The following is an 11,956-nucleotide window of genomic DNA, read 5'->3' on the forward strand; positions in this document are numbered from 1 at the left end:
TGTTAACCAGTTAGGGTTGTACAGCAATGCCCAAGGTCAGCGATCTCGATTTGACTGAAAAGAAGATCGAGATCCTCACCGGGGCACGCACGTGCTTTGCGACTTATGGTTACGACGGCGCAACCGTAGCTCGGCTGGAGGAAGCCACGGGCAAGTCCCGTGGCGCCATCTTCCACCACTACGGCAACAAGGATGCGCTGTTTCTCGCCGTAGCGCACGAAGACATGCGCCGCATGTCAGCTATTGCGGCGCGTGCAGGACTCATCGGTTTGATCCGCGAGCTCGTCGATTCCGACGACCTCACCGAATGGTGGGGAATGCGAGTGGAGATCACTAGGCGTGCCAACAACGATCCCTGTTTTTCTGCCAAGTGGGAGCTGGATCAGCTCGCCCTGCAGCAAACTGTTCGCGATCGTTTGCGAGAGCAGGCGCGCCAAGGTCGTATTCGAACCGATGTCCCTGTAGACACCATTGCGGAAGTTCTCGAGCTGGTCATGGAAGGTGTACTGAGCAAACTCGCTCAAGGTGTGCTTTCTCCTGACTCAGATTTAGAGCCCGCGCTGGACTTTGTGGAGACCGCGCTGCGGCGCCACCCTGAATAACTCCCGCATCGCTGTGCTTGCCTTGCGGTGGCCCGGTATCTTCTCGCCTGGAGGTTGAACCTCCGCGGCGGGAGATGCCGGGTTTTATGTATTTTCTATGGCTTCTGGACCCTTGGCAGGAAGTGACGGGATTCCATGCGTTAGCATCGATGATCGTGCCATCCCCGAAGATTTTCCCCTACGCACGCTCAAGCGCATTGATCGACGACCCCTCTGGAGCGCTACAGGCAGCGGCCTCCTCCGATGCATTCGCAAGCCAATGCCCACATCCGGCAGGGTCGCCTGCGGTCACCAAGGCTCTGGCTGAACACGGAAAGCTACCTGTCAATAGTGCCTTTGGTGGGCTGGGTGGTGGGCGCGTCATACTGGGCATCGTGGGGTTCGTGATGACTCTTATGGGTGTGGTCTGTGCCCTGCTACGGTTTACGCGGGGCGCGCCCAGCATTGTCGTTGCCCTCGTCCTACTACTCATCGGTATGCTGCTGGTGGTTGTCACGGTGTATAGCGCGCGCCAACGCAGCCACAACTTGCATCAGCTGGGGATGGCTTGGCGAAATGGCTGGGTTCGGTTCGCGCCTGCACGGGTGGGTGGAGTGTGGGTTTCTAGTGCCACTAGGCACAATGGTCCGGAAGACCATACTCATGAGGTGCGGTATAAATTTCGCGCAATTGTGGAGGTCCTGCCCACTGACGGCGGCGAGTCCTTCACGATTACCACGGCCGAATTCTCTGCACCTGCCGATGCCGATGGCCAGCCGTATGATCTGATCTCCGCGGAGAATCCGCTGGATGTGTTGGAGCCCGAGCATTTCAATGGGTGGACGATTGCACGATACCTAGCGCACGATCCCCACGGCACCGCCACCATCAGTACTGATCTATCCGCGGCTCAGATAAAAGCAGCCGTCCAGGTGGTTGCGGGCCACCGCTGATAGCTCCTACTAGCTTGGTATGTTCCCATAGTGATGCCTTGTGCCGATCGGGCCGGTTCGCCTGTCTGGGCATAGCTCAGCTGGACTTTGTCACGACTGCACCCTGCGTTAGTGGCGCTTTCCCTCAGTACTGGGCGTGGTTGATTCTGGTTCAAACAATTGCGCGCTGCGGAACGGGATCCGATGGCGTAGAACGATGTCAGTCCGGATTCTTTGCACACCCTCAATCGTGAGGAACATTTGGCTAATGGCTTCCAAATGCTCGTGATCGCGCGCCACTACCCTACACACCAGATCCAGTTCGCCCGCCATGGAATCGGCCTGGTTGACGAAAGGTATCTTCGCGATCTTCGCCACGACGGCATCTAGATCCTGCTGATCGAGTGTGCAATACACATAGGCGCTGAGGGGGTAACCCAGTTGAGCCAGATCTAAATGGGGAGCGAAATCCCTGATGGTGCCACTTTCCACAAACTTATCGATCCGATTTTGAATCGTTGCGCGAGCCATCCCGAGCTGCCGTGAATACTCACGCACCCCGGCCTTTGGCTGCTGCATCAACAGTCGCAGTACTGCTGCATCGACGGAATCAAGTGGGTTGCGGGTGGTCTTTTTCATACTTGCTTATTGTATCGACGCCAAAATTATCCCGTGTTCATGTTGGATAAATGGCTATTATTATCCCCTCTCCCGTAGTGCGTGTGGTTCTCCACGAGGGTTCAAAGATGGCCAATGGCAATGCCCAGCGTGGCGTCGCCCCAAAACTCTGTACAAGTGGCAGCGTGCCGAAGAAAAGGTTTTCCAGCCAAAGGTGTGCGATATAGCGTATGGGCAAAGTTGTGATCCACAGCACACGAGAGGATTGCGACTACCAGCAACCAACGCCGAGAACAGTAGGTGATGACGATGACCTCCACCGTGCCAGGAAGCACTACCCTGCCTCGCTCCACGGGAAGTCGGGATGTATTGGCCGATAAGTACACTGCGGATACCGGATCGGTCCACCTCACGGGCATTCAAGCACTCGTTCGCATGATCCGCGATCGGTCATTGGCGGACCGGGCCCGGGGGCTAAAAACCGCCAGTTTCGTCTCTGGTTACGAGGGCTCTCCACTGGGAGGGTACGACCTAGAGCTGGCGCGCCGCGGGAAGCTCCTGGCGGAGTTCGATGTCATCCACAAGCCCGCAGTAAATGAGGAGCTCGGCGCGACAGCGGTGGCCGGTAGCCAGCTGACTGGGGTGGGCACGCTACGCGAGGGTATCGAAGGAGTGGTTGGCTACTGGTATGGCAAGGCACCCGGTTTGGATCGTTCGGCGGATGCGTTGCGGCACGCGAACCTCACCGGTACCAGCGGCAAAGGTGGTGCGGTTGCGATCTGCGGTGATGATCCCACAGCCAAATCTTCCACCGTACCTTCCAATTCTTCCCGCTTGTTAGCGGATCTGGGCATGCCTACGCTGGTGCCCGCAGATTCCAGTGACATCTTGGCTCTGGGAAACCATGCCGTGTGGATGTCTCGCTATTCGGGGCTGTGGACATCCCTGCGGGTGACTACGGCCGTCGCCGATGGCTCAAGCTCGGTAACGCTCGATAGCGCCCCACTGGCCCCGGATGTCGTTAACGATGTACACACGCCGGACGCCCGTTTGCTGGGCAAGCGTCTTTTGGATCTCGACGCCACCCGCAGTGGCGTGCGCTTGCAGCGTGCGCTGGAATACTCCCGTGAGCACGCGCTCAACAGGTTCCTGCACGTGGGATCGGCCGACAAGGTGGGCATCATTTGCGCAGGGAACTGTGCACTGGAAGTGGAACAGGAACTGCGCCGCTTGGCCCAGGGTCTCATTGAGGAAACGCCTTCCGGAATCCCCCGCCACGTTCGTGTGCTGCGCCTGGGGATGACGTGGCCGTTGGATCAGGCGGAGCTGGAACATTTCGCGGAAGGGCTAGACCGGCTCATCGTGGTGGAGGAGCTGGGTACGTTCTTGCATGAAACTGTCCGCACCACGATGTATGGCGCCAAGGTGCAGCCGCAGATCCACCACCTCAATAACCCCGCGACGGAGTTGGCCCGTGCGCTGCGCGATGCAGGCATTGATATTGCTCCCCCAGCTGCCGGGCCTACCCGCATTTCGTTACCCATTAACGTGGCCAACCGTGTGCCCCACTTTTGTTCGGGTTGCCCGCACAATGCCTCCACCCGTGCCAGCGAAGACACCCTGGTGGGTGCTGGAATCGGCTGCCACGCGATGGTCATGTTGATGGATACCGAGCGGGTGGGCGATGTTATCGGCACCGCCCAAATGGGTGGGGAGGGTGCGCACTGGATCGGGATGCAGAACTTCCTGCAAGAAAAGCACCTAGTGCAGAACATGGGCGACGGCACGTTCCTACACTCCGGGTCGTTGGCGCTGCGCGCTATGGTCGCAGCCGACGTCAACGTCACACTCAAGCTGCTGCACAATGGGACCGTCGCAATGACGGGTGGACAGGATCCGGTAGGGCAGCCCGATTTGGCCGGTCTCATTGACATGGTGAAGGCTGAAGGCCCTGCGAAGATTGTGGTCACCTCCGACGACCTGCGGCGCACCCGTCGGCAGCTGCGCAGGCACCTCTCCGATGTCGACGTGCGGGATCGGGCGCAGCTTAGTGAGGTACAAGCAGAGTTGGCCTCTACCCCAGGGGTTACCGTGTTGGTACACGATCAGTTCTGCGCCGCTGAAAAGCGCCGTGCCCGTAACCGAGGGAAGTTAGAACAATCAACCTCCAAGGTGGTTATTAATGAACGTATCTGTGAAGGCTGCGGTGACTGTGGTGCTAAGTCAGGCTGCCTATCCGTCCAACCCGTGGACACACAATTTGGTCGCAAAACCAAGATCGACCAGACCAGCTGCAACGCTGACTTCTCTTGCCTCAGCGGAGACTGTCCAGCGTTCACCACCGTGACCGTGGAGCCAGGCGGAAAACGGGGCGACCAGCTGATCGGTGGCCCGCAGGGAATGCGTGCGGGGACCAAGGGGGCGTCGGTAAATCAAGATAGCTACCACGTGCCCACCCTGCAATTGGCAGACCTGCCCCGGCCCGCGATGCCCGACCTGCATGCGGTGGCGGATGAAACGTGGAATGTGCGGGTGTCTGGTGTAGGCGGAACGGGTGTGTTGACGTTGGCTGCGGTACTTGCGACAGCAGCCCAGCTGGATGGCCGGTATGTGCGTGGCAACGATATGACAGGTTTGGCGCAAAAGGGTGGATCAGTGATCTCCGACCTGCGGATTTCTGCTCTTCCGCTGGATCTGCCCGGAGCTGTGCCGACCTGCGGTGCGGACCTGCTGTTCGCGCTAGACGGTGTGACCGGTGCGGAAGAGAATACCCTCAAGGTATGCAGTAGTGAACGGACCACAGCGGTGGTTTCCAGCTCGAATAGCCCGACCGGCCGAATGGTGACCGATGTAACCGCCCACCGGCCAGATGGAGTGCAACTGGCGGAGGCCATAGCCGAAAGTGCGCATCGCAAGGTCGTCACCGATGCCATGTTGGTTTCCCAAGCGGTGCTGGGCGCGACAACATGCCAGACTATGGTGGCGCTGGGTATGGCGCTGCAGGCTGGAGCAGTGCCGGTCAGCGTGGATGCCATAGAGCGGGCACTGGAAGCCAATGGAAAATCCGTGGACAAGAACATTCAAGCCCTGCGTTGGGGACGGATGATTATCGCCGAGCCGCAACGCGTGGAGCAGTTGGTGGAGCAATACCGCAGTCAGCAGGACTTCCTGACGGTGCGTGCTCGTCCAGCTACTGTGCGCCACGTCGCCGCACAGTTGCCAGCGTTGTCGGAGGAACCTGCGCTGATCGAGACCATCGCCGTAAATGTCGATGAGCTGGAGCGATGGGGATCGAAGGCCGACGCCCTGCGCTACTTGACCGCGCTATCCCGGATGGTCCGTGCGGAGGTCCGAGGCAAGGATCGCATGGGGGCTGGCGCAGAAGGGTTTGCTGCCCCGAGCGGGTCCCGGTTCTCGTTGACAGGGGCGTTCGCAGAGGGGTTGTTCAAACTCATGGCCTACAAGGACGAATATGAGGTTGCCCGTTTGGCAACCGATGAGGGGTTCGAGAACTACGTGGCTGGAGAGTTCGGCCCAGAGGCCGCGGACACGCTGACCTTTAAGCTGCACCCACCGGTGTTGCGGGCATTGGGTATGGAGAAGAAGGTCGATTTGCCTCGACGCTGGGCTGGTCCGATGCTCAAGGGGCTAGCAAAGATGAAGCCGCTGCGAGGCACTAAGTGGGACGTCTTTGGCTACGCGCAGGTGCGCCGACTGGAGCGGGAACTGCGAGATGAGTACGAGAAAACCGTGCTGACCTTAGCGGAAGGAGCGCAATCGGCTGCACAGCTGGAGCGAGCATATCAGTTGGCGCTGGGTGCCGATCGTGTGCGTGGTTACGAAGAACTGAAGTTGACCTCGGGCCGAGCGCTATTTGAGGAATTGGTGGCTGCCCGCGGTGAGGTGGAGAACCATGCTGATGAGTTTGGGGCAGAAATACCAAACTAGACCAAGCGGTCTGTTAAAGTTGGGGGCATGACATTCGTACTGTTGTGCCCCCGAGAGGGTGAAGACGTCCTCGCAGCTGAATATGCGGACTTTTTGCGCTTCACCGGATTGCAGCCCGAGGAGTTGGAACAGCGTGCGCTGCGCACAGCAGATGCGCCCCTGGGGGAATTCGCTCATGTAGAAGGTGTGTTCATTGGTGGCTCGCCTTTCACTATTTCCACGCCAGAGGCCTATGGCGAGTGGCAGGAAGTGGTTTCCCGCCGGCTCACAGACTTCGTCGTTGACTATGGGGTGCGCGGTGATCTGCCCATGTTCTTGGCCTGCTACGGATCCAGCATGCTAGCGCACTATCTGGATGGGAAAGTTACAGCGGACCATGCGGAGGAACCGGGGTTATCGGAGGTTGTTTTGACTGAGGCTGGCCTGACCGATCCCCTCACCCAGGATCTGCCTGGAGTGTTCTACGGAATGACCGGGCACAAAGATAGCGTGGAAGTGTTACCAACCGGAGCTACCCTGTTGGCCGATGGGCGTTCGTGCCCGGCGCAGCTGTTCCGCTTCGGCGAACATGTATGGGCCAGTCAATTCCATCCTGAAATGGATGATGCCGCTATCCGCACCCGCCTGTCGTTCTACGAAAATGCCGGATATTGCGATCCTGACGAGCTGGCAGAAACGTACGCGCGACTGCACGGACACGATACGTCTCACGCGAATAGTTTGTTGCGCCGCTTCGTGGAATATTGTCGCAACCGTTCCCGTGCTGATGTGAACACACCCGCATCCCAAGCTGATGTGGACACACCCGGATCCCGCGCTGATGTGGACACACCCGCACAGGCCCATACGTAAGTGCGCCTATGCGTAAGTGAGGGTGTGCGCGGTCGGCTTCACGGTGACGTCCCCCACCACGGGGTAGCTCTGCATGCGGTGACTACACTGCCACCTATGAACGCAATCATCACGACAACAGGGCATGACCGGGTAGGCATCATCGCAGGAGTGGCGACCGCCGCGGCAGACAGAAATCTCAACATCCTGGATGTGTCCCAAACCCTCATGGACAACTACTTCACAATGATCATGCGGGTGCATATCGACGAAGACCGCCCCGACATTGCAGGTCTGCAGAAGCACCTGGCCGAGGTCGGCGAGCGACTGGGCGTGATCGTGCGCATCCAGTCGGAAGACCTGTTCACTTCCATGAATGAGATTTAAGGGGTGCATACGGTTGTCTAGCGATGTGAAACTCGGCGCCCAGAATATCCTCAACGTCATTCAGATGATTGAGGACTACCGTCTTGATATCCGCACCGTCACCATGGGAATCTCCCTCATCGGGTGTACGCGCAACACGATGCAGGAAACGTGCCAAGCCGTCTATGATCGCGTTACTACCCGAGCTGCGCGGCTCGTGGAAGTATGCGAGGGACTGGAACGCGAACTCGGCATTCCAATTGTCAATAAGCGGATTTCCGTATCACCCGTGTCGCTCGTGGCCGCGGGCGTTGACGGGGATCCCGTGGATATCGCCAAAGCGCTGGATCGGGCTGCTAGCGAGCTGGGTGTCAACTTCGTCGGTGGCTACTCTGCACTCGTCGAAAAAGGTGCAACCAAATCTGACGAACGGTTGATTCGTTCCTTGCCAGAGGCCCTTTCCGCCACTAACTCGGTGTGCGGTTCGGTCAACGTTGCTACTTCGAGGGCTGGTATTAACATGGACGCCGTCGCGCTCATGGGAAAGGTAGTCAAGGAAGCCGCGCAGCTCACCAAAGACGAATCGTCTATCGCCTGCGCCAAACTGGTGGTCTTCGCAAATGCCGTTGGGGACAACCCGTTCATGGCCGGCGCATTCCACGGCATCGAAGAACCCGATACTGTGATCTCCGTTGGTGTTTCGGGCCCCGGTGTGGTCGATAACGCCATTGGTTCTCTCCAAGGGGCCTCCCTCAATGAGGTGGCCGAAGAAATCAAAAAGGCCGCGTTCAAGATCACGCGCGCGGGCCAGCTGGTGGGTACGTTGGCGGCCCAGCGGCTGGGCGTACCATTTGGCATCGTCGATTTGTCCCTGGCTCCGACCGCGGAGATTGGCGATTCCGTCGCACACATCCTGGAGCGCATGGGCTTGGAACAAGTGGGCACCCACGGCACCACAGCCGCTCTGGCGTTGCTGAACGACGCGGTGAAGAAGGGAGGCATGATGGCCTGCTCACGCGTGGGCGGCTTGTCTGGATCCTTCATCCCCGTATCCGAGGATCAAGGAATGATCGATGCGGTGCGTGCCGGTACGATTTCCATGGACAAGCTCGAAGCCATGACGTCCATCTGCTCCGTTGGCTTCGACATGATCGCGATTCCCGGTGATACATCCGCGGAGCTTATCGCGGGCATGATCGCAGATGAGGCTGCCATTGGTGTCATGAACCATAAGACCACTGCTGCCCGCCTTATCCCAGTGCCAGGCACCAAGCCGGGTGACGAGGTGAACTTCGGTGGACTCCTAGGCTATGCCCCGGTGATTCCCGTCAACACGAAGGGAAATGACGCTTTCATCCTGCGCGGTGGATTCATTCCGGCACCGGTGCACGGTTTCCGAAACTAACCTGGCGGGGCTTAAGCCAGCTCAACGATTTCCATGTATTCGTCCGACCATAGATCCTCGGTGCCATCGGGCAGCACGATTACCCGCTCCGGTTCCAAGGCTTTGACGGCACCCGGGTCGTGAGTGACTAGCACCACCGCACCCGTGTAGGTGCGCAAAGCATCGAGGACCTGCTCACGGGATTGGGGATCCAAGTTGTTGGTGGGCTCGTCCAGCAACAACACATTGGCGCGCGAGCTCACCAACGTGGCCAAGGCCAAGCGGGTCTTTTCACCACCGGAAAGCGTCCCGGCGGGCTGGTTCAATTGTTCACCACTGAACATGAACGCGCCTAATAGACCGCGCAAGTCCTGTTCACCTGCATCGGGGCACGCAGCAATGGCGTTTTCCCATACAGACTTTTCCCCGTCGATGGTGTCGTGCTCTTGAGCGAAATATCCCACCTTGAGGCCGTATCCCGAGACAATTCCACCCTCACCATCAGTGCGTTCCACTCCGGCGAGCAGCTTCAACAGCGTGGTTTTACCCGCACCGTTGAAGCCCAGCACAACCACCCGGCTGCCTTTATCGATAGCTAGGTCCACACCCGCGAATACCTCTAGGGAGCCATACATCTTGGTCAGTCCCTTGGCGTTCATCGGGGTCTTTCCACACGGCGCAGGTTCGGGAAAACTAATGGATGCTACGCGGTCTTCCAAACGAACCTCATCCAACTCGCCCATCATGCGTTCTGCGCGGGCCGCCATCTGCTTGGCCGCCTTTGCCTTAGTAGCTTTGGCTCCCAACTTATCAGCCTGCTGGCGCAGGGCACTCGCCTTCTTTTCGGCATTCGCACGTTCCCGCCGACGGCGTGCCTCGTCAGTTGCGCGGGCGTCGAGATACTTTTTCCAACCCATGTTGTATACGTCGGCCTCGCCACGAACCGCATCAAGGAACCAGATTTTGTTGCAGACATCTTCGAGCAGCTCCACGTCGTGGCTGATCATGATCAGCCCACCCTCGTGCTTCGACAGGAAGTCGCGCAACCACGTGATGGAATCGGCGTCTAGGTGGTTGGTGGGCTCATCAAGCAACAAGGTGGTTGCAGAGCGGCCCGATCCGCTTGTGGCGGCGAAGAGAATCTGCGCCAATTCCACGCGGCGGCGCTGACCACCGGATAACGTCTTCAACTGCTGGTCCAGTACGCGCTCCGGTAACCCCAGTGCATCGCAGATGCGAGCAGCTTCGCTATCGGCCTCGTATCCGCCGAGTGCATGGTAGCGCTCCTCCATGCGGCTGTATTTGGCGATCGCAGCATCCCGGGCAGAATCGGAGGACGTAGTCTCCATAATGTCCTGCTGCTTATCCATGGAGCGGCGAATCTGATCCAGTCCACGCGCGGACAGCACTCGATCGCGCGCGGTCTGGTTGATATCGCCTTCTTTGGAATCCTGCGGTAGGTATCCCAACTCACCGCTGCGGGTGACTGAACCGCCGTATGGCTCGCCTTCACCAGCGAGAATACGCATGGTTGTCGTCTTGCCTGCACCGTTGCGCCCCACAAGTCCGATACGGTCTCCCGGCTGCACTCGCAGCAGCTGCCCGGGCGCGTTCAACAGGGTGCGAGCCCCCACGCGCACCTCGAGGTCATTAGTCACAATCACAACGAATCACCCTATCAGCCCACCCTCATGACGAGTGCATGACTTGCCCTGCCTTACCCAGCCAGATCGTAAGCAACCACCGTTCGGCCAATACGGCTAGTAGGGATAACTGAGCCAGCGGCGTGCACATCTGGTCTGCGCCCGTGTACCCCCTAAACCACGACAGCGACGCTGCAATAACCTGAACGTGTCACAATGGCGAGCATGCACATTCACGTTGAAGGTCTTGGCCCAGCGGGCACTGCTTTCGCATTGCGGGCTCTCGCGCGCGGCCACCACGTCACAGCCACCGAGCCCAAGTGGCCCCGGCTCACCTGGCCCGCGACTTACGGTGTGATTGAGACGGACGTGCCCGCCTGGGCGGATGAGTGGTTCCGTCCGCCACATGAAGTCACGGTGCGAACCACTCCGGGGCTCTCTATTACGGGGCCGACTCCAGCCGAACACGTATCCACGGGCAGGACCACCACACAGCCCATTGGGGCCCAGCACATTGAGGCACGGCGCATTGAGGCCCAGCACATTGAGGCCCAGCGTATTGAGGCACAGCACACTGACAAACAGGGCGCCTTCACCGAACGCACACTTCCCTACCGCTACCGCATGATGGACAACCCCAGGATGCTCTCCGCACTTCGCGAGGCCGCCGCAGCAGGGCAACTCATCATCCACTCCAACGCCCCCACCTTGACATCCGGCGCACAACCGGAGGCGATCGTCGCCGCCCACGGTGCCGCCCACACTGACGTGGCACTGTGGCAAATTGCCGTGGGATACGTCTACCAGCACTCCGCCGAACCCGGGACTCCTCCATCAGCGCCCCAGCCTCGTTTTATGGACTGGACTCAACCGGCGACAAACGCGGACTTCCCTCCCAGCTTCGTCTACATTCAACCCGTCGATGATGGCATCCTCATCGAGGAGACGGTACTGACCACGCACCGGAAACCAACGGAATTACTGGCAGCGCTGCGTAACCGGTTGGACAATCGCCTCACCGACCCCGAGCTGCACACATTCGTCGAATCCTCGCCACGGGTGCGCATCGAGGAAGTCGCCATTCCCATGGCCACGCGCGCACGTGCGTGGTACCGCCCCCGCAAAACCCCCCTCGGGAGGATCCAAAGCCACCGCCGAAGCCACCGCGAGAGCGCCCATAAGAACACACCTATCACCATCTACTTCGGTGCTCGCGGTGGCCTTATTCACCCCGCTACGGGATACAGCGTGGGTGCCTCGCTGCAAGCGGTCGACCAAGTACTGGACCAACTTGAAGGCAAAACTGCTCGCTCAAGTCTCGTAGCTCAAAGACTGCACGCCGAACTGGCATTCGTGCTGCGCCAAATCGGAGGCGAACTCATCGCCCGCGCTGATCAATACGTACTCGCAGACTTCTTTGACTGCTTCTTTAAAATGCCCCAGACCACACAGTTGGCGTACCTCACGGGGCATAATGGCGTCGAGGTGATGAAGGCCATGTGGTCCCTGCGAAAGGAAACTGGGCTGCGACATCCATTCCTACAACCCCTATGGAAAAACCCCCGGAGCGTATACCGTGCAGTTAAGCAACGGATGGCGCACGCCGAGGATAACTAAGCCCTGGCCGGACAAACCCACCACGAGGGTGGGTGA

9 protein-coding genes are annotated in these 11,956 nt (G+C 59.2%); 7 read left to right on the top strand and 2 right to left on the bottom strand.

What is annotated here, in order from left to right; all coding sequences use genetic code 11:
* Window positions 1-26 precede the first annotated feature (26 nt).
* Both CAURIC_RS05120 and CAURIC_RS05125 read left to right on the top strand, forming a co-directional pair.
* Window positions 27-602, top strand: coding sequence for a TetR/AcrR family transcriptional regulator (locus CAURIC_RS05120; protein WP_035113179.1), 576 nt, complete (start codon window positions 27-29; stop codon window positions 600-602).
* Window positions 603-688: 86 nt separating this feature from the next.
* Complete coding sequence (locus tag CAURIC_RS05125) at window positions 689-1,534, top strand: hypothetical protein (RefSeq protein WP_290183397.1); 846 nt, start codon at window positions 689-691, stop codon at window positions 1,532-1,534.
* 108 nt (window positions 1,535-1,642) lie between these two features.
* Here CAURIC_RS05125 and CAURIC_RS05130 read toward each other — a convergent pair whose 3' ends face one another.
* Window positions 1,643-2,152: an Lrp/AsnC family transcriptional regulator gene (locus CAURIC_RS05130; protein ID WP_035113176.1), complete on the bottom strand. Its 510-nt coding sequence runs from the start codon at window positions 2,150-2,152 to the stop codon at window positions 1,643-1,645.
* 288 nt (window positions 2,153-2,440) lie between these two features.
* Between CAURIC_RS05130 and CAURIC_RS05135 the strand changes: the two genes are divergently transcribed.
* The 4 genes from CAURIC_RS05135 (at window position 2,441) to CAURIC_RS05150 (ending at window position 8,681) form a co-directional block, all read left to right on the top strand.
* Complete coding sequence (locus CAURIC_RS05135) at window positions 2,441-6,079, top strand: DUF6537 domain-containing protein (protein ID WP_290183398.1); 3,639 nt, start codon at window positions 2,441-2,443, stop codon at window positions 6,077-6,079.
* Between the two features lie 27 nt (window positions 6,080-6,106).
* A complete protein-coding gene (locus CAURIC_RS05140; protein WP_084588069.1) occupies window positions 6,107-6,931 on the top strand; it encodes a glutamine amidotransferase in 825 nt (274 codons plus the stop codon).
* Window positions 6,932-7,027: 96 nt separating this feature from the next.
* On the top strand, window positions 7,028-7,297 hold the full coding sequence (locus tag CAURIC_RS05145) for an ACT domain-containing protein (RefSeq protein WP_035113175.1): 270 nt from the start codon (window positions 7,028-7,030) through the stop codon (window positions 7,295-7,297).
* Window positions 7,287-8,681 (top strand): PFL family protein, encoded by a 1,395-nt coding sequence (locus CAURIC_RS05150; protein WP_290183399.1) that lies wholly within the window; start codon window positions 7,287-7,289, stop codon window positions 8,679-8,681. The genes CAURIC_RS05145 and CAURIC_RS05150 overlap by 11 nt, the downstream gene beginning before the upstream one ends.
* An 11-nt stretch (window positions 8,682-8,692) precedes the next feature.
* Here CAURIC_RS05150 and CAURIC_RS05155 read toward each other — a convergent pair whose 3' ends face one another.
* Window positions 8,693-10,324 carry an ABC-F family ATP-binding cassette domain-containing protein gene (locus CAURIC_RS05155; RefSeq protein ID WP_035113173.1) on the bottom strand — a complete coding sequence of 544 codons (1,632 nt, stop codon included), beginning with the start codon at window positions 10,322-10,324 and terminating at the stop codon, window positions 8,693-8,695.
* Window positions 10,325-10,528: 204 nt separating this feature from the next.
* On the opposite strand from CAURIC_RS05155, the gene CAURIC_RS05160 reads away from it, so the two are divergent.
* Entirely contained in the window at window positions 10,529-11,920 is a 1,392-nt protein-coding gene (locus CAURIC_RS05160; RefSeq protein WP_290183400.1) for a lycopene cyclase family protein, read from the top strand.
* Window positions 11,921-11,956 lie beyond the last annotated feature (36 nt).

Origin of the sequence: Corynebacterium auriscanis, assembly GCF_030408435.1 — a bacterium.
GTDB classification, from domain to species: domain Bacteria; phylum Actinomycetota; class Actinomycetes; order Mycobacteriales; family Mycobacteriaceae; genus Corynebacterium; species Corynebacterium auriscanis.